This window comes from Streptomyces sp. NPDC107581 (genome assembly GCF_055657175.1).
Window position 1 is genome coordinate 1 of sequence record NZ_JBVKBH010000041.1, and the last position, 17,384, is coordinate 17,384.

Below are 17,384 nucleotides of genomic sequence, written 5' to 3' on the forward strand. Positions count from 1 at the left end.
TCCGCGGCCTCCTCACAGACCTCGGAGAGAGCACCGAACCCGCCCCTGACGATCACTGCTGACCAATCCAAGATGCCAAAAAACGTCCAGATAAAAGTTGATGTGCCGGTCCTTGAGCGGGGAGAGCCGGGCGGCATCCTCATCCCGGATCTCGTGGCTCTCGGCCCGTAGCTCGGCAACGGCGGCGTCGAGTTAGCGGGTGTTCCACAGCACGACGGCGTTGAGGACCAGGCCGAGGGCTGCGAGCTGGTCCTCCTGGCCCTCGCGGTACGCCTGGCGGATCTGACCCCGGCCGCCGTGGCAGATCGCGCGGGCCAGGCGGCGACGGGACTCCTGCACGGTGAGCTGCCGGTTCATCAGCCGCCGGTAGGTGTCGTCGACCGGGTCGACCAGAGCGAGCAGGTGCATGGTCTTGTCGATCCGCCCGTACTCGGCGAACGCAGCACCGAGCGGGGTCGGGTGGCCCTCACGGCCGCATATCCGCAGCAGGTCGTAGGCCCGGACCTGGTTGGTGACGAGCGATCCGGCGACGCGGAGCATGTCCGGCCAGTGCGTGGCGATCCGCTTGAGGTTCACCTTGTTGCAGGCGACGGCTTCCAGCGGCCCGTACCCGGCGGCCGGCGCCTCGCCGTCGGGCAGGTCGGCCCGCCAAAACCTCTGGTCCGCGAGGTCGCGGAAGCGCGGGGCGAAGCGGAAGCCGAGCATCTTGTACAGGCCGAAGGCCATGTCGGAGTACGAGGCGTTGTCGGTCGCGACCATCTCCGGCTTCACCCCGCCGTCGAGGTTGAGCAGCGTGTCCAGGGTGTAGAGGCTGTCGCGCGGGGTGCCGCGTACGACCATCGCGCCGATCCCGGCTGCCTGGTCATTGACGGCATTCAGCCAAGTCAGTCCCCTTTTGTAATCATAATATTTTGGTGAGGGCCCGGTGTTGATGCTCTTGGCGGGGACGACGAAACGTAGGCCGTCGACGGAGGCGAGCAGGCCGCCGCCCCACATCTGGGCGAGCTCGATGCGGGACTGGGCGGTGACGAGCGCGGCGTTCGCCGCGGCGATGGTGTCGCCCCGCAGGTAGTTCTGGTCGACGTGGGACAGGCGCGAGCGGGTCAGCGCTTTGTTCTCGGGGTCGATGACCGGGGTCAGGCCGATGTTGCAGCTCTCCGCCACCAGCAGCGCGACGAGGGAGACGAGCAGGCCCTCCATACGGGTGCGCCGCTCGGAGACGTGGCCGAAGGCATCGAGGAAGCCGGTCCAGGAGTGGACCTCGAACAGAAGGTCCGGCAGGTCGATCCTCGGGAGCATCGCCTCCGTGGTGCTCTTGAGCCAGGTCAGAGACTCCGGCTCGCCCACCGCGCCGAGCTTGTCCACCGAAAGGCGGGCGCGTCCGACTCGCCGAGCAGGGACAGGAACGGGCGCACGGTGTTGAAGCGCAGGGCCAGCTTTTCGCGCATCGCCGCTTCGGCCGAGCCGTCGTCCTCGGGCACCAGGGCCTCAACGGTCGCGACCGCACCGGCCACCGCCGTACGCGGCACGGCCCGAGGGGTGGTCCTTGCGAGGGTCCCAGCCATCCTTGGCGGCGAAGGCGTCGCCCACCTCGGCCGGAAGCTGCTCGCGGGTCAGCATGCGCGCGGTGCCGTGCACCAGGACCACGTCCCGGCTGTGGCCGAAGCTGAGCCGCACCCGGCCCGAGGCACACAGGTTGCGTCCGGTCGGATTGGCACGGCGGCCTTCGCTCCGGACGGTTCGAAAGCCCATGCGCGGCTGAGGCACGGGCAACGAGCAACGAGCAACGAGCAACGAGCCAAGCTGGACGATGATCCGGTGAGCCGCCGAGTTCGAGACCCCGAACAGCAGAGTGAGCTGCCGCAGAGTCAGGTTCGTGCGCCAGTACGCGGCGACCAGCAGCACCCGGTCCTCCAGACGATGCCGGTACCGGCGCCCGAGTGACACCTCCGGGGCAGTGACACCCACCGGGACCGACCGAGGTCCTTGGTCGTCGGTGGTTCGCTGGGGAGTTGAGCGCGTCGGGTGTCGGCGCCGCGGCCCCTCCCTCGTGGTCCAGGGAGATGATGCGGGCCGCTCGCCGGGTGAGGGTGGCACCCGTCCTGCCGTATTTCAGCCAGACTCCGGAGAGAACGGCAGGTGTCTTCCGTACTATCGCTACAGCACCACTGTGCGGCCGTAACCGCCGTTGCCCGCGTGGTACCTGGCCGAAGAGCAGGTGCATTAGATTTCGCATACACCGCGGACCGGCGGTTCGCCGGCCGTGGCACCCAGAAAGGGGTCTACGCATCATGTCTGAAACCACCACGGTGACCACCGAGTTGGCCTCGCAGTACAGCGCTCAGGTGACCGGCGACCTCGAGCGCAATCTCAAGGAGCAGGAACGGCTCGGCGAGGAGATCCAGGCACTGCAGCAACAGCTGGCCGCCCTCCAGCAGGACCACACCGTCCTGTTGAACATCCAGCAGGCCCTCGGTCTCCCGGCGGCGGCCGCCGCGCCCGAGCCCGAGTCCGTCGCGACGGTGCCCGCTCCCCGTAAGAAGGCCGCGGCCAAGTCGGGCGGCGCGAGCAAGCCGGCGAGGAGCAAGAAGTCCCCCGCTCCCGGACGGAAGGCCGCCGGCAAGAAGAGCACCGCGACGGCTACGGTCTCCACCGCGACGCTGCCCACCCTCGTCGACCTCGTTCGCGGGCACCTGACGGACCAGAGCGAACCCCGTTCCGCCGCCGAGGTCACCACGGCGCTGGCTCAGCAGCACCCCGAGCGCACCATCAGGACAACCGTCGTGCGCACCACGCTCGAAGGACTCGTCGCCAAGAACCAGGCCCAGCGCACCAAGCAGGGCACGTCCGTCTTCTACACCGCACCCGAGTCGGCCGAGCCGACCGCACAGGCCGAGCAGACCCCCGGATCCGCCTGAGGGATCCGGTCGCCGCACAGCAGTGGCCCGGCAGCACCCGCAGCGTCCGCTCAGCGCCGCCCATAGAGATCCGCCGGCCACGGGAGTCCCCCGGTCGGCCTGCCCGTGGCTCAGGCGAGGAGTTCGTCAAGCAGATTGCCGACGGTCCGGCGCAGTGCGGACCGGCTCCGGAACGGGCCGTGCACGGTCACCGCGCGATCCGGTGCGCAGGACGTCCCGGGCGTGGTCACATGGTCACCGCCGGCGGGGGCTTCCGCTCACCCGGTGACCGGAGCGTGCACTCCGTGGAGGAATCACGTGCACCCCTGGCTGCCGTCCGCGGCCCTCAGTGCTCGCCGAGACCGTCCAGAAGGGCGGAGACCTGACGGCGGACGACCTGCCAGGCGGCGGTGGGCAGGTCGCCCAGGTCCGTCCCACGCAACGCCTCAAGAGCCTGCTCGGCGCCGGTGTCGCCTGCGGTGCCGCCGCTGAACACCTCGTAGCCGTCCCGCACGGCGACGCGAAGCCGGCCGCCTCCGTCATCGTCGGCGTACAGTGCCGAAGCGACGACGAGGGGTGGCGGCCCGCCTGCATCGGCGGGCAGTTTGCGGTACGCGGAGGCGAGCGGCTCGCGCCAGCGGATGCTGAGCAGCACGGGGCGCTTGGCCACCACCTCGGCGAGGTCCGTCTCGTGGACGCCGTCGGCGTCCAGCACCGTGGCGCGGGCGTCCAGGACGAGTGCCGCGGGCAGCAGGCAGCGCAGCGCGCTGCCGACGAGGTTCCCACCGACCGTCGCCGTCCGCCGTACGGCCCCGGTGCCCACCGTCGAGGCCGCGAGGCGCAGTACGTCAGGCACCCGGTCGTCGATCCGGCTCAGGACCACGGCCGCGCCGAGCGTACCGGACCCCATGGAGTTGGCCTCCGGCAACTGGTGCAGGGAGACGGCCACTTCGGGGAAGCCGTCCCGCTGCCACGTGGCCCATACGAGTGTCGCCCCGCCTATCGGCACGGCCCCGTCGGCCAGACACTCCTGCGCTTCGGATATGGACGTGGGCAGACGCAAGAGCACGGCGACTGACCTGCCTTCCTGGGACGTCGGACGGTGGAGGGACGGTGCCTGGGCCACCTGCCCACCGACAGCGCAGTCTTCTCGCACTCACGGGGGCGCGTACAGGGCTCACACGAGCATGCCGCGCGCCTTGGACACGGTCCCCCGCCCTCGTCACTTTCAACGGGCAGTACGCGCCCTCGCATGACAAGGGGTTGAGGACGCCGCCGAGCGGCAGTGTGCCCGCCGGCTTCGCCGCCGACATGGCCGGCTCAGCTTCGTCTCTGAGGAGACAAGTCGCCGGCAACTGCCGGTCGGACCGGGTGCCGTCAAAGGTCCGAGGCGTCGCTCCTGCACATCGTCGCTGCCGGCTCGGGAGCCTTGTCCGTCGCTTCGGCCGGCAGAAGCGTCCCGCTTCCACGGTGGCTTGTGACTTGTTCGCTGTTTCCTCGTTTATTACGTGTTTTGATGCTTCATTAGGAGGAGTTGCCTCTAATGCGACGACGGTACGGCTGGTTACTTGCGGCAGTACTCGCCCTGACGGTGCCCCTGGCGGCGACGGAGGTGACCACGTACGCCAATCCCGAACCCCCGGACGCCCCGACGGCCGGTGTCACCGTCAACCGCGAATACCCGGTGGGGTTGGTGGCGGGCTACCACGGCGGTTCCCGGAACGAGATCGAGCAACTGGCCGCCGGGGGTACGCCGAACTCCGACCCGAACGACGAGTGGGACGGGTTCCAGCTCGTGCCGACCCAGGGCGAGGCTGCCGCGGAAGCCCTTCCACGCGACGACTGGATGCACCTGACCAACTACCACCAGGTCGGGATGGTCGCCCGCGTGCAGTTGGAGGGCCACTTCACGGCCGTCGACGTCACGGTGCCGGCCGGCGAGTCCCGCGGTGCCGTCACGGCCGCGTTGCGCACGAAGTACGACATCCCGGCCACCGGCAAGGACGGCAAACCGGTCCGCCTGCTGGACGCGTTGGGGCAGCAGAACAAGATCGTCGTCCTGCATGAGCAGTTCAACGATCCCTTCAGGTGGTTCGCGGGTGACGACAAGAAGGATCGCACCAACGTCATCACGTACCTGCCGTGGTCGCTGGCCAAGCGGGTATCGGCCAAGCGCGTCACGGTCGCCAGGGACTACTCGACCATGGGGCCGGGCGGCGAGTCCGGCGGCCAGGACACGAACGAACCGTTCGTGCCGGCCATGATGGACGAGTTGTCCGACCGCTGCCGGGGCCAGCAGACAGCGGTCTGCGAGATGCTGAGCACCAAGGGTGCGGACGTGCTTGCGCGCTCGGAGCAGCTCGTCGGCTTGGCGACGGACTTCGCGGAGTACAAGAAACTTCCGAAGACCACAGCGCAGTTGAACGAAGCCCAGGCCGCCAAGAACCTCAAGGCGTCTCAGGACGCGGTCAACGCCAACGCCGGCAGAGTCGCCCCGGCCGGCAAGACGCCGTCCAAAGTGCCGGATCTGATGCCGACCAAACTCACCGGCTGGGCGGTCGCCTTCAGCGCGACCGCGTTCCGCGCGCAGGACACCTTCCGCAACGACCAGTCCAGCACGCTGGACAAGATCGAATCGCTCGTCGCCGCCGTGCCCCTCCTGGGCGAGACCGTCGGATTCGGCAACGGCCTGATCAAGGGCGACATCGAGTCGATGGTGATCAACACCATTTCCCTGGCGACCCTCGGTGCGATGACCGCCTGTCCGCCCGCGGCGCTCGTCGGCGGTGCCATCCTCGTCGGCCACGCCATCGTCAAGGGTCTGATCGGACTGTTCTCCAGCAGCCCGCCGCCGGCCCCCGAACCGCAGGACGTCGCGTACGAAGCGGCCAAGGCCGGCGCGGTCGTGAAGTGGGCCGGCGACATGCCCAGCACTCTCACCCCGCAACGGCCCGACCAACAGGTGTCCAACACGTTCACCATCGACGCCAAACCTGGGCACGTGTTCGACTTCGCGTCGGTCGACGTCGTCACCGTCGGCCAGTACGGCTACAACGCCGACCCGATGAAGGCCCGCGTGTGGCAGGACGGCTACCCGCTGCTGACCATGACGTGTGCGGTCCCGAAGAGGGACCCCTTCATGGAAGCGTTCTTCGACCCGTACCACTCCGCCCCGACCAAGGCGTGCCGGGCCCCTGCGCCCATCACCGTCAGCCCCCGCCACCCCGTCCGCGTCGAGATGATCTACCAGGTGTCCGAGCACGCGCCGGATCCGAAGGACGGCCACGGCCTGTTCGGCCCGCGCGAAGATCAGACGAACACGCTCTACGTCAACTTCCCCGGCACCGAAAAGACCCACTCCGCGACGCTGACCTACATCTCCAAGCCCTGACCGCAGCCGCATCAGGCCCGGCCGCAGACCGCGGCCGGGCACTCCATCGGGAGAACGCGCCAGTGAGCAAAGAGACTCTGGAGCAGTCCTCTTACGCCTGGGGGTCTTGCCCGGCCGGCTGGTCGGCGGTCGCTCGGGTGAGCAGCACAAGGGCGTCGACCAGGTCGTCCGCGGGGCTGCCGGTCGCCAGACGCCTCAGCTGCAGACCCATGACGAGGGCTACCGTGGTGGCCGCCAGGCGTTCGGCGTCGGGGACCCCCAGTGCGGTGAGGATCCGGGCGGCGAGCCGGTCGTAGGCCTGGAATGCCTCCGCTGCCGCTTCCCGCAGGCGCTCGTCGCGCCCGGCGTGGAGGTACAGCTCGAAGGGCGCGAGATGGGCGCTGTCGAGTGCCGTGCCGCACGCGACCTGGCCGGCCAGGGACGCCGCGTCCTCGACGTCGATGCCCTCGGTCTGGCACTGGTCGGCCAGTTCGGTGAAGTGCCGTGCCTCCTCGCGGACGAAGTACAGCAGGCTCTCCCTCAGCAGGTCGTGCTGGGTCTCGAAGTGGTACGTGACCGAGCCGAGAGAGACCCCGGCTTCCTTGGCGATCCTCCGGTTGGTGACCGCGGCGACACCGTCCTCGCCGATGATCTGCAGGACGGCTGTGATGATGCGCTGGCGTGTCGAGGGGGAGGGGGCGTCGTTCGGCATGCCGTTCATTGTCCCAGCCGCGCCGCGGCATTCGTCCGGCGGGCAGGGACTTCGTGCTGGTCGGCGTCTCCATCGGCTCGCATCGACGGACGCTCCGGCCGGGGCGAGGCGGTCGGAGTGCAGGGGACGGAGGCGGGCCGAGCAAACAGGAGCCGGCACCCCTTTGTGCATGTTTCCGCGATCGGTTGACGTGCCGGGCGGTGTCATCCGCACCGGGTCAGCGCATCGCGACCACCACGTGGCTGTCGCCGTACTGCCAGACGGGACCGGCGTGCCCGAAGCCCGACCGGCGCAGCAGCCGCAGGTGCGCGGACAGGGGCAGCTCTGCGGTGTCGTCCGTCCCGGTCGCCGGCTGCCGGCCACGGCGTTCGGCGAGCAGGTCGGCCAGTTCGGGGTCCTCGGCGGCGGCCGTCCACCAGGAGCCCCAGTCCTCGTGGGCGAAGGCCCGCTGCCGCTCCGCCCGGCGGCGTCCGACGCACCGGGCGACGTGGGCGAGTGCCGCGTCGTCCTGGGGAAGGTGGTCACCGTTGACCAGGATGCCGCCGGGCCGCAGCAGTGCCGCCAGCTCTCGGTAGGTGCGGCGCAGGGCGTCCGGGCTCAGACAGTGCAGCGCCGTCGTCGACACGGCCGCGTCCAGTGGGCGGTCGAGGCCCAGGGCCCCGGTCCAGCCCGGCGCGCCGATCTCCGCGTCGACGTAGCGGGCCGCGTCGGCGTGGTGGGTGCGCGCCAGTTCGAGCAGCAGCGGGTCCCGGTCCACGGCCACGATGTCCGCACCCGGCAGCCGCCGGGCCAGCCGGGCCGCCAGCGATCCGGGACCGCAGCCGAGGTCCGCGATCAGGGGACGGTGCGGACTCCGGGCGGTGATGTGCTCGACGGCGTCGGCGATGACCGTGAAACGCTCCTCCCGGTCGACGGCATACCGTTGCTGCTGGCGTTCCCAGCGCTGCACCCACCGCTCGGCCGCCGCCAGACTCAGCCCCATCGGTTCCACCTTGCCGTCTCGCACCTGAACTCTCTTCTCCGGCGCAGACTCTACGGGTGGAAACGGTTTCCATTATGCGTCTGGTGGGACGTGTCACCCCAAGGTGGTGAGGACGGCCGAGAGGCGGTCGATCTCCTCGAAGGTGTTGTATACGTGCAGACTCACCCGCACCGAGTCGCTCTTCTCCCCCGCGCTGCCCTGACAGTGACTGTCGGAGCGGACCATGAAGCCGTGGCTGAAGAGGATGAAGCCCAGGTCGCCGGAGTCGATGTCGCGGTGCCGGAAGGTGACGATGCCCTGGCGCTGCTGTACGGGCGAGTCGGCGGCCAGGCTCGTCCGGCAGCCGAGGACCTCGTAGGCGTCGAGGTGGCGCAACGCGTCGGTGAGCCGGGCCGCCAGCGCCACGGTCCACCGTTCCATCCGGTCGGTCCCGGCCGCCTCCAGCCAGTCCAGCGCCGCGGCCAGGGAGGCGATGCCTGCCGTGTTGGGGGTGCCCGACCATCCGCCGGGGACGAAGGCCGGGCCACGGGCCTGGCGTGCCCAGACGGCGCCCGAACCGGGCAGGGCCATGGCCTTGTGCCCCGAGAAGACGACGAAGTCGACGTCCAGACCGGCCAGGTCCACCGGAAGATGGCCGATGCTCTGGGCGGCGTCCAGACAGATCACCGCGTCCGGGCCGACCGCCCTGCGGATGCGGTGCACGTTCATGTCTGCGCCGTAGACGTGGTGCACGTGGGTGACGGCGACGCATCTGGTGCGCGGCCCGGCGACCTCCGCCAGCACGGTGTGGTCGTAGTCGCCCGAGGCCTGCTGGTACGGCATGGGCACGACTCTGACGTGGACGCCCTGCCGGGACAGGTGCCGCTGGGTCTCCAGCCAGGGCGAGATGTTGGCCTGGTGGTCGGCGACGGGGACGACGATCTCGTCCCCGTCGGCGAGGACCAGGGGGAGCCAGTCGCGGGCGACGGTGCGCAGTCCCTCGGTGGCGCCGCCGGTGAAGTGCACGGTGGACTGCTCGGGTGCCGGGTCGTTCAGGAACCGTTTGACCCGCTCGCGGGCCTGCTCGACCAGGTCCGTGGTCCGGTTGGCCCAGGTGTAGGTGCCGCGCCCGGCGTTGGCGTTGGTCGTGGTGAGGTAGGTCTGGACGGCGTCGAGTACGGCCCGTGGTTTCTGGGCGGTGGCCGCGCTGTCCAGGTAGGCCAGGTCGGGGTGGGCGGTGATGATCGGGAACTGGGCGCGCAGGTCCTGTTGCCACGCCCCGAGCTCCGCGGCCGTGGCGGCGCCGTCGGATACGGTCACGGCGTTCGGTCCCTTACCAGAGGGGCGCCCGCGTCGCGCCAGGCGATGACGCCGCCGGCCAGGCTGCGGACGTCCGGGTGTCCCATCCGGGTCAGCAGCGCGGCGTAGCGGGCGGACTGCTCACCGACCGGGCAGGCGAGCAGCACCGGGCGGCTGTGGCTGAAGGGCAGGCCGCCGTGGAGCAGTTCCTCGAAGAGTGTGTCGACGACGTTGACCGACCCGTCGATGTGCAGGGCGGCGTAGGCGGAGGGGCTGCGCAGATCGACGACGAGGGGCCGGCCGGTGGCGATCCACGTCCGGGCGTCGGCGATGCCGATGGTGGGGGCGGCATGGATCTCGGTGTCGGACAGGTCGGCCGGTGAGTTGCTGCGGCGGGGGCGCCCGAACAGCTCGGGGCGCCGTCGCCGGACGTAGCTCAGGTAGCTCTCGACCCGGTCGCAGACGATGAACACCGCTGCCTGTCGCTCCGTCAGTTCACTGTCGCTGCCGAGGAGTTGACGGACGGCGCCGAAGTAGGCGGCCCCTCCGGTGGGGCCGGCCAGAATGCCGCAGCGGCGCTGCAGGGTCAGCATGCCCTCGATCGCGTCGTCGGCGCTGACCGCCTCGATCGTGTCGTAGGTGCCGGGGTCGAACAGCCCCACCTCGTGGGCCTCGTCGATGGTGCGGATGCCGGGGATGAAGTCGGACTTGGCGGCGACCAGTCCGACGACGCGCACGGCGGGGTCGTGTTCGCGCAGTACGCGGGCGACGCCGGTCGAGGAACCGGCGGTGCCCACGCAGGCGATGAACCAGTCCGGGGCCCGGCCGTCCAGGTCCTTGACGATCTCCGGTCCGGTGCCGGTGAGATGGGCCTCGGTGTTGCGCGGGTTGAAGTACTGGTCCGTGTGAAGGTAGGCGCTGCCGGGTTCGGAAAGGGTGCGGTGGAAGAGGGTGAGCGGGTCGTCGGTGGCGGTGGGGTCGAGGCACTCGCTCTGGCCGGGCAGCTCCTCGATCTCCGCGCCGAGCAGCAGCAGGAGGTCCTTGATCTCCGGGATGCGCATCCGGTTGGTGACGCTCTTGAAGCCCAGGCCGTGCATCCCGGCGAGGACGGCGAGGGCCTTGGCGGTGTTGCCGCTCGACAGCTCCACGACCTGACGGTCGCTGCCGGCGGCGCCCTCGAGGTGGGGGCGCGCCATGTTCCAGGCGGCCCGGTCCTTGACCGATCCGAACGGGTTGAGCAGCTCCAGCTTGGCGTACAGGTCGATGTGCCGCAGACCGTGCACGGCCGGATCGATGCGCACCAGCGGTGTGTTGCCGATGGCGTCGGTGATGCTGTCGTACCTCACTGCGCTCCCCCCACGGAAGTGGTCGGCCAGTACTGATCGTCCAGGCACCAGCGCCACGAGCCGCCGTCCTGCCAGGCGGCGATCTTGCGGCCCACGGGGTGGTGCTGGGCGCGGGTGGCGTGGAAGTCCATGCAGTAGCCGGCGGTGTTCGTGAAGGCCATCAGGTCGCCCGGCTCGGGCCGGCGGGGCAGGAAGACCGTCCGCCGCGTGATGAGATCGGTCTCCAGGCACAGGCTGCCGAAGAGATGGACGGCGACCGGGTGCGGGCCGGGGCCGCCGCGGGCCGTGTCCCGTGGGAGCACGACGGGGTCCACGAGCACGCCGTGCTCCTCCAGCGCGATGTCGTCGGCCTTCGCCTGCAGCCGCACGAGGAGTTCGCCGCCGGTCTGCTGGGTGCGCACCTCCAGCACCCTGGCGAGCGTCAGCCCGCACTGGTCGACCAGCGCCCGCCCCGGTTCGGTGTGCAGGTCGTAGAGGTGCTCCAGGAGCAGGGCGGCGAGCGGCCTGCCGCCGAACGACGCGGCCGGGCGGGTGAGCAGTTCGTCGAGGTAGCGTGCTCCGGCGAGCGGCCGGTGGGCCGGGTAGAGCCCGAGCGCCCCGCGCAGTGTGCCGGCCTCGTTGCGCAGCCCGTAGCCGTGCCCGCCCCAGGTCAGGGGCGGGCGGGTGCCGAGGACGGCGGCGGTGAGCTCGGTCGTGTACCGCTCCCACTGTTCGGCCTCGGCGACGTAGCCGACGCCGAATCCGCCGCCGGCGTCCACGGCCGTCGGCCGCAGTCCCCGGCTCCGGCATTCCTCCAGCACCAGCAGGCAGCCTTCGAGCGCCGCCGCCTTCTCGTCGACGCTGGTGGTGTCCAGGTGGTAGGCCACACCCACCAGGTCGACCTCGTCACGGTGCCGGTCGGCGGCCTCCAGGAGGGGTTCCAACTCCCGTACGGGCGAGCCGAAACGACTGCGCCGGCTCAGCAACCGCACGCCGGTGGTCTCGAACCCGGACAGCCGTAACAGGATGCGGCACCGGGGCAGTGCGTGCCGGCGCACCACAGCGGCCAGGTGCGCCAGTTCGCCGGGGCTGTCGATGCCGACGGTGACCGAGGTACGGGCGGCCAGCCAGAGGAACTCCGGGTTCTTCGGGCCGGTGGCAGTGATGCGGTCGGGGGTGAGGCCGGCGCCGAGGGCGTGCTGCAGTTCTCCCAGCGACGCGACGTCCACGCCGGCGTCGGTGGCGGCCAGCCGCCTCAGCAGGGCGCTGGACCGGTTGGCCTTGTGTGCGAAGAAGATCTGGCCGGAAAGGTGATGGCTGCGGTACACGGACCGGAACCGCTCCAGGTTGTCGGCGATCTGGTCGGGAACGACCACGTGGAGCGGTGAGCCGAGGGCGTCGGCGAGCGTGTGCAGCAGTCCGGGGGACTCCAGCAGGGAACGCAGCCGCGGTTCCAGCCGCGGTTCGAGGTACAGGGGCTGCCCGCCCATGCCCGGTCCCTCCCCCAGTGCACCAGGCCCGGCATCCCGGGCACAGCCGACCGCTCCCCGCAGTTCGCCGTACAGCACCCTTCCCTTCCTCCATCGGTTTACGCCCTGTACCTCCCCCGCTGGGCGGTACGTCGGCTGTTTTCGGCACATCCGGCCCGCAGACCTTGACCGTGGCCCGCTTGCTCATGTCCGGTCGGTGCCTCCGGCTCCGGCGCCCGGGTAACCGGGCGGTACGGGCATGCCCGGTGCAGGCATGCCCGGTACGGGCGGTGGTACGGGAGCGCCCGGCGTGGACGGCTGTACGGGAGCGCCCGTCAGGGGTGCCGGTACGGGAGCGCCCGTGAGTGGTGCGTGCGAGGCGGGGAAGGCGGGTTCCATGGGCGGGAGCGGGGCCGGTGCCTGACGGACCAGTGGCCGACGGCGCGTCCACCACACCACGGCGGCGGCGTACAACAGGAGGCCCACGACGTCGAGCGCGACGACCGGCCAGGTGGAATCCGCCGCGGTCTCGTCGCTCTTGAGCCCGTCGACGACGGCGGCCGAGATGCCGAAGGCAAGGAGGTTGTTGACCGCGTGCAGCCCGATCGCCGCCTCCAGGCCGCCGGTGCGCCAGGTCAGCCAGCCCGCCACCGCCCCGAACACCACCAGGTCGGCGAAGCCCCACGGCGTGCCCCAGCCGTGGGCGGCGGCGAACAGCACGGCCTGGGGCAGCAACGCCCACCAGGGCGAGCGCAGGAAGGCGCCGGCGGTCTGCGTCAGCCAGCCTCGGAACATGTACTCCTCGGCGGCCGTCTGGAGGGGGACCAGCACGATGAGCACGGCCATCGCGGGCCCGAAGACCGCCCAGCCGGCCCACCGGGACTCCGGGCCGCCGTCCGTGGGCAGCAGCAGCATGCCGCCCATCGTCACCGCCGTGATCGGCAGGGCCGTCAGCATGCACAGGGCCAGCCAGCGCCATCGGAGTCGGCCGGTCACGGAGGAGACCGTCCCCGCCGGGCGCCGCCCGATCCAGCGGACGGCCAGCAGCACGACGGGTATCCCCACGGCGAGGAGCAGCAGGTCCACGGCGGTGCCCGAGACGGGGCCGAACTCCACCGATCCGTCCGGGCCCTTGGGGTATCCCTTCCAGGAGCCCCACAGGTCGAAGGCCCCGTAGAGGGCGGTGACGGCGATCATGTAGCCGACGGCCACGACCAGGGTCCCCACCCACGGGCGCCACCAGCGGTGGTGCACCGAGAGCCAGGCGAGTCGGTGATAGGGCAGAGGCTCGGGCAGCAGTGGAGTCGTCATGGCATCACCCTCTCCTGCGGCACCCCGCCCCGCCGTCGCCCTGCGGCACGAACGGCGTCTCTATCGCTGGGTAGGGATCCGCCTCGGCCTCAGGGCCGGTGCCCGGTGTCCGGGCAGCCCTCTACGCTCGTCGGCGAGATGGAGACGATACGCAACTGGCTGCTGCCCCTGGGGCTGGCAGCCGGACAAGGTGCCCTGATGTGGCCCGGTCTTGGGCCCGACGTGACACCCGGCCTGCCGGGCCTGATCGGCGTCGTGTGCGCCGTGTCGGTGGAGACGGCCGCGCTGGGCCAGCGCCGTCGGGCGCCCCTGCAGGCTCTGGCCGGGACGCTGTGTGCCTACGTCCTGGGCTCGGTCGCCTGGCCGGACGGCTACCTCGGCCTCGGCACGCTGGTCGCGCTGTACTCCGTCGCCGTGCGCTGCCCCGTGCCGACGACGGTCCGGGCCGTCGCCGGGGCCGTGGGCATCGAATGGCTGCTGGCCGCCGTACAGGACGGCCTGCGCGTCTCGCTCCTGACGCTGGCGCTCGCGCTGAGCGTGTACGTCCTGTGCGCGGGACTCGGCGAAACGCGGCGCCAGTGGCTCGACGGGCGGCTCACCGCGGCCCGCCGGCTGGCCGGAGCGGAGCACACCCGCCGGACGGCGGGCGACCACGAGCGCCGGCGCCTGGCCCGTGAACTGCACGATGTGAGCGCCCATCACCTCACCTCGGTCGTCGTCACCGTCGACGCCGCGCGCAGGCTCAAGGACAGCAGGCCGGAGCTGGCCGCGGAGGCACTGTCGTTCGCGGCACGCACCGGCGCCGAGACCGTGGCGGCGCTGCGGCGGCTCGTCGGTCTGCTACGGGACACCGACCGTCCGAGCACGGGGACCACCAGCGCCGAGATCGAGGAACTGGTCGCGGGGTTCGGCCGATTGGGCCGGCCCGTCGCCGCCGACATCGCCGACGACCTGACCGGCCCCGCGGCCGAGGCGATCCACGGAATCGTCCGTGAAGCCCTGACCAACGCCCTGCGGCACGCCCCCGGCGCCGCCGCCCGTGTACTCGTCCACCGGGCGAACGGCCTGCTGGAACTGACGGTGGAGAACGCGCCGCCGCGCGCCTCGGCACCGCACGGGGCCGGCGGCCTCGGCGCGGGACGGGGCGTCGCGGGGATGCGGGAACGGGCCGCGGCGGCCGGTGGCGAGCTGACCGCCGGCCCCGGCCCCGACGGCGGCTGGCTGGTCCGCGCGACGCTGCCCGACGCCGCCGGGCCCGGCCATCCGTCCGGGCCCGTACGGCGGCGCGACGTCCTGCGGGAGCAGCGGCTCGCCGATCCCGCCCTGGCCCTCACCGTGACGGTCATGCCGCTGGTCTTCGCGCTCGCCGTCATGGAGGACTGGTCGGAACGGACCCAGCGCGCCTCGGTACCGGCGCTGATCGTGGTGGCGCTGCTGCTGGTCCTGCACGCGCTGCCGCTGCTGTGGCGCAGACGTGCCCCCTTGGCGTCCTTCGTCACCGTGCTGGCCACGGCGTGGGCGTGGCCCGTGGCCGTCGCCGCGGTGCCCCTGCCCTCACGGGTGTCGCAGTTCTTCGTCGCGGGCACTCCGGCGGAGATGCTCGCGGTGTACGCGCTCGCCGCCTACGGGCAGGGTCCCTCGCGCACCTGGCCGGCGGTGATCGCGGCGACCTTCGGCACGGCCTCGGTGGTCACGGCCACGGCCGCTGCCGACGGCTCGTTCGAGGGCGAAGCGGTCGACGGGTTCACCGTGGTGATGGTGATCGCCCTGTGTGTCGTGCTGGCTCCCCTCTTCGCCGCCCTGTGCGGTGCGGGCCTGCTCGTGCGACGCCGGCGCCTGCGCGTGCTGGCGCACGACGACTTCGCGCTCGGCAGTTCGCTGTGGCATGCGCAGCAGGCCGCCGAGGCCGAGCGGCACCGGCTGGCGGTCACGTTGCGCGAGGCCGTACTGCACCACACGGGGTCGCTCGCCGACCTGGCCGGACAGGGACGACTCGACGACGTGGCCACCGCGGCCCGGGCTGCCCTCGCCGCCATGCGGGACATGCTGCACGGCCTCGGCGACGCCGAAGACCCCGCCGGCCCTCTCGCTCCCTCCCCGGCCGCCGCCGACCTGGACACGCTGTGCCGCACGCTGAGCGCCGCCGGCCGCCATGTGCGGTTGCGCGGTCTGCCCGAAGCCGTGCGGAACCTGCCGCCCTCCGTGGACGTTTCGGTGTACCGGATCGTCGAGGCGGCGCTCGACGCGGGCGACGGCGGCCCGGCGCGCGTGACCCTGCGGCGGCGGCGCGGCACCGTGCACATCACGGTCACGGGCGTACCGCTCGCCGTCGCCGGACCGGTCGCGGAACGGCTGCGCGTGCAGGTCACCGCGGGCGAGGGGCGGATCGAGTTCGAACCGGGCGGTAATGTACGGGTGTCCTTGCCGGCCGGATCCGCTCCGGCCCCCGTCCCGGAGGTGTCCCCGTCGCCACACGTGTGATGGTCGTCGACGACCAGGCCGTGGTCCGAGCGGGCTTCGCCGCCATCGTGGACGCCGAACCCGACCTCAGTGTCGTCGCCGAGGCCGGCGACGGAGCGGCGGCGGTGTCGCTCGCCGCCGCCGAGGCGCCCCACCTCGTGCTGATGGACATCCGGATGCCGGGCATGGACGGTCTCACGGCGACCCGTCTGATCACCGCGCCGGAGAACGGGCCGCGGGTCCTGGTGCTGACCACGTTCGACCTCGACGAGTACGTGTACGAGGCCCTGCGCGCCGGAGCGTCCGGGTTCCTGCTCAAGGACGCCCAGCCCGAGGAGCTGCTGTCCGCCATCCGGATCGTCGCGGCCGGCGAGGGCATCCTGGCTCCCGCTGTGACCCGCCGGCTCATCGATGCCTTCGCTCAGGGTGTGCCGCGACCGCCTTCGTCCACCGGGGTCCCCGGCCTCACCCCGAGGGAACGGGAAGTGCTGCTGAAGATGGCTTCCGGGCTCACCAACGCCGAGATCGGAGCCGAACTCGGCGTGACCACGGGCACCGTGAAGACCCATGTGAACGCCCTGCTCTCCAAACTCGGCCTGCGTGACCGGGTCCAGGCGACCATCCTGGCCTACGAGAGCGGACTGATCCGGCCCCGCGGGAGCCTGCGCGGCTGACCGCAGGCCGCACACCCGGCCGAACATGCCGTCCGGCAGCCCCGGGCCAGGCCCGGGCCCTGGTGAACACGGTGTACGACTGCTTCGTTTCGCGTGGGGCAGGAGCGCGCGTAAGTCGCCTCAGGCTCCGTGCGGTTCGGTGGCGGATCCTAGAGCGGCCAGTGGTCCGGGGCGGGGCTCGACGCCACGACACCGTCCAGCACCCGGTCCCTGAGCTGGACCACGAGCCTCTCGATCGCCTTGACCAGAGCCACGACGACATACTCCGGCTCCCCGCGGGCGACCGCGGCCTCGGCATCCTCCAGAAGCCGGAGGGCGTCACCGGCCAGTTCGGCCCGGGCCGCGCGCTCCTGCTCGCTGGAACCGGTCAGGCACCCGGGCCCCAGCGCAGCGGCCAGACCCTCCAACTGGGTACGAGAACAGACAAGTTGTCTCATTGCCGCTTCAAGTCGTTCTGACAGCACATCTCTTGAACGATCCACACCGTCCCGAGGTCACCGATCATAAGAGTGTGCAGGGCACTATTCCGGGCAGGGAATGTCCCGCACGGAGCCGTTGCGACACGGCGCCCCTGGTCGGAAATCAGCCATCGAGAATACGGGGTCCGCGATGAGGCGCCCTCTCAAGTGTCCTGATTTCATGAGGAGTTAACCACTTGAGTGGGAGTCTTGAAGGAAGGCCGACGGTGTCTCACATCAGGGAGCGCCGGATGTGTCCTGGTGGCCCGAGTCACTATGATCGGCTCCCAAGACAATCATTCGACCGGCGCCATGTTGAATGCCGGTCGGGTCGCCGATGCCAGGGACCGCTCCCCGGGCGGCGGTGATCTTCCCATCCAGGAGGACCCCCCGAATGTTCCGACGTATCGGGACCGCTGTCGTCCGTCATCCCGTCTGGACGATCGTG

13 protein-coding genes and 2 pseudogenes are annotated in these 17,384 nt (G+C 71.1%); 4 read left to right on the forward strand and 11 right to left on the reverse strand.

The genetic code is table 11. The features are described 5' to 3' along the window. Window positions 1-96: 96 nt before the first annotated feature. The 3 genes and pseudogenes from ACZ7P3_RS42035 to ACZ7P3_RS42045 form a co-directional block, all read right to left on the reverse strand. Window positions 97-1,383 (reverse strand): annotated as a pseudogene (locus ACZ7P3_RS42035) (transposase); the annotation flags it as partial. Further along, the gene (locus ACZ7P3_RS42040) at window positions 1,326-1,529 is read right to left on the reverse strand and encodes a hypothetical protein (RefSeq protein ID WP_472089979.1); all 204 of its coding nucleotides are present in this window, start codon (window positions 1,527-1,529) and stop codon (window positions 1,326-1,328) included. The pseudogene ACZ7P3_RS42035 and the gene ACZ7P3_RS42040, both read right to left, overlap by 58 nt. Before the next feature lie 214 nt (window positions 1,530-1,743). After that, window positions 1,744-1,956 (reverse strand): annotated as a pseudogene (locus tag ACZ7P3_RS42045) (helix-turn-helix domain-containing protein); the annotation flags it as partial. Window positions 1,957-2,291: 335 nt separating this feature from the next. Between ACZ7P3_RS42045 and ACZ7P3_RS42050 the strand changes: the two are divergent. Then, window positions 2,292-2,918: a hypothetical protein gene (locus ACZ7P3_RS42050; RefSeq protein WP_472089967.1), complete on the forward strand. Its 627-nt coding sequence runs from the start codon at window positions 2,292-2,294 to the stop codon at window positions 2,916-2,918. 325 nt (window positions 2,919-3,243) lie between these two features. Here ACZ7P3_RS42050 and ACZ7P3_RS42055 read toward each other — a convergent pair whose 3' ends face one another. Beyond that, entirely contained in the window at window positions 3,244-3,966 is a 723-nt protein-coding gene (locus ACZ7P3_RS42055) for an FAD binding domain-containing protein (RefSeq protein WP_472089968.1), read from the reverse strand. A gap of 474 nt (window positions 3,967-4,440) precedes the next feature. Here ACZ7P3_RS42055 and ACZ7P3_RS42060 point away from each other — a divergent pair, with 474 nt between their 5' ends. Next, window positions 4,441-6,288 (forward strand): hypothetical protein, encoded by a 1,848-nt coding sequence (locus tag ACZ7P3_RS42060; protein ID WP_472089969.1) that lies wholly within the window; start codon window positions 4,441-4,443, stop codon window positions 6,286-6,288. Window positions 6,289-6,379: 91 nt separating this feature from the next. Here ACZ7P3_RS42060 and ACZ7P3_RS42065 read toward each other — a convergent pair whose 3' ends face one another. The 6 genes from ACZ7P3_RS42065 to ACZ7P3_RS42090 all read right to left on the reverse strand — a co-directional run bounded on the left by ACZ7P3_RS42065 (window position 6,380) and on the right by ACZ7P3_RS42090 (window position 13,344). Continuing rightward, window positions 6,380-6,979, reverse strand: coding sequence for a TetR/AcrR family transcriptional regulator (locus tag ACZ7P3_RS42065; RefSeq protein WP_472089970.1), 600 nt, complete (start codon window positions 6,977-6,979; stop codon window positions 6,380-6,382). Window positions 6,980-7,196: 217 nt separating this feature from the next. Beyond that, window positions 7,197-7,961 carry a class I SAM-dependent methyltransferase gene (locus ACZ7P3_RS42070; RefSeq protein ID WP_472089971.1) on the reverse strand — a complete coding sequence of 255 codons (765 nt, stop codon included), beginning with the start codon at window positions 7,959-7,961 and terminating at the stop codon, window positions 7,197-7,199. A gap of 93 nt (window positions 7,962-8,054) precedes the next feature. Beyond that, entirely contained in the window at window positions 8,055-9,260 is a 1,206-nt protein-coding gene (locus tag ACZ7P3_RS42075; RefSeq protein ID WP_472089972.1) for an aminotransferase class V-fold PLP-dependent enzyme, read from the reverse strand. Beyond that, a complete protein-coding gene (locus ACZ7P3_RS42080; RefSeq protein ID WP_472089973.1) occupies window positions 9,257-10,585 on the reverse strand; it encodes a pyridoxal-phosphate dependent enzyme in 1,329 nt (442 codons plus the stop codon). The genes ACZ7P3_RS42075 and ACZ7P3_RS42080 overlap by 4 nt, the downstream gene beginning before the upstream one ends. Beyond that, the gene (locus ACZ7P3_RS42085) at window positions 10,582-12,054 is read right to left on the reverse strand and encodes an alanine racemase (RefSeq protein ID WP_472089974.1); all 1,473 of its coding nucleotides are present in this window, start codon (window positions 12,052-12,054) and stop codon (window positions 10,582-10,584) included. The genes ACZ7P3_RS42080 and ACZ7P3_RS42085 overlap by 4 nt, the downstream gene beginning before the upstream one ends. Window positions 12,055-12,237: 183 nt before the next feature. Further along, entirely contained in the window at window positions 12,238-13,344 is a 1,107-nt protein-coding gene (locus ACZ7P3_RS42090; RefSeq protein ID WP_472089975.1) for a lysostaphin resistance A-like protein, read from the reverse strand. Window positions 13,345-13,482: 138 nt separating this feature from the next. Here ACZ7P3_RS42090 and ACZ7P3_RS42095 point away from each other — a divergent pair, with 138 nt between their 5' ends. After that, entirely contained in the window at window positions 13,483-15,825 is a 2,343-nt protein-coding gene (locus ACZ7P3_RS42095) for a sensor histidine kinase (protein WP_472089976.1), read from the forward strand. Then, window positions 15,825-16,478, forward strand: a complete 654-nt coding sequence (locus tag ACZ7P3_RS42100; protein WP_472089977.1) for a response regulator — start codon at window positions 15,825-15,827, stop codon at window positions 16,476-16,478. Before ACZ7P3_RS42095 ends, ACZ7P3_RS42100 begins: the two co-directional genes overlap by 1 nt. Before the next feature lie 149 nt (window positions 16,479-16,627). On the opposite strand, the gene ACZ7P3_RS42105 is transcribed toward ACZ7P3_RS42100, so the two are convergent. Then, window positions 16,628-16,915 carry a hypothetical protein gene (locus ACZ7P3_RS42105; protein ID WP_472089978.1) on the reverse strand — a complete coding sequence of 96 codons (288 nt, stop codon included), beginning with the start codon at window positions 16,913-16,915 and terminating at the stop codon, window positions 16,628-16,630. Between the last annotated feature and the right edge of the window lie 469 nt (window positions 16,916-17,384).

Coding starts and splice junctions, on each gene's coding strand:
- ACZ7P3_RS42085 (WP_472089974.1), bottom strand. CDS start 12,054: ATGGGCGGGCAGCCCCTGTACCTCGAACCGCGGCTGGAACCGCGGCTG.
- ACZ7P3_RS42090 (WP_472089975.1), bottom strand. CDS start 13,344: ATGACGACTCCACTGCTGCCCGAGCCTCTGCCCTATCACCGACTCGCC.
- ACZ7P3_RS42070 (WP_472089971.1), bottom strand. CDS start 7,961: ATGGGGCTGAGTCTGGCGGCGGCCGAGCGGTGGGTGCAGCGCTGGGAA.
- ACZ7P3_RS42065 (WP_472089970.1), bottom strand. CDS start 6,979: ATGCCGAACGACGCCCCCTCCCCCTCGACACGCCAGCGCATCATCACA.
- ACZ7P3_RS42095 (WP_472089976.1), top strand. CDS start 13,483: ATGGAGACGATACGCAACTGGCTGCTGCCCCTGGGGCTGGCAGCCGGA.
- ACZ7P3_RS42060 (WP_472089969.1), top strand. CDS start 4,441: ATGCGACGACGGTACGGCTGGTTACTTGCGGCAGTACTCGCCCTGACG.
- ACZ7P3_RS42105 (WP_472089978.1), bottom strand. CDS start 16,915: ATGAGACAACTTGTCTGTTCTCGTACCCAGTTGGAGGGTCTGGCCGCT.
- ACZ7P3_RS42050 (WP_472089967.1), top strand. CDS start 2,292: ATGTCTGAAACCACCACGGTGACCACCGAGTTGGCCTCGCAGTACAGC.
- ACZ7P3_RS42100 (WP_472089977.1), top strand. CDS start 15,825: ATGGTCGTCGACGACCAGGCCGTGGTCCGAGCGGGCTTCGCCGCCATC.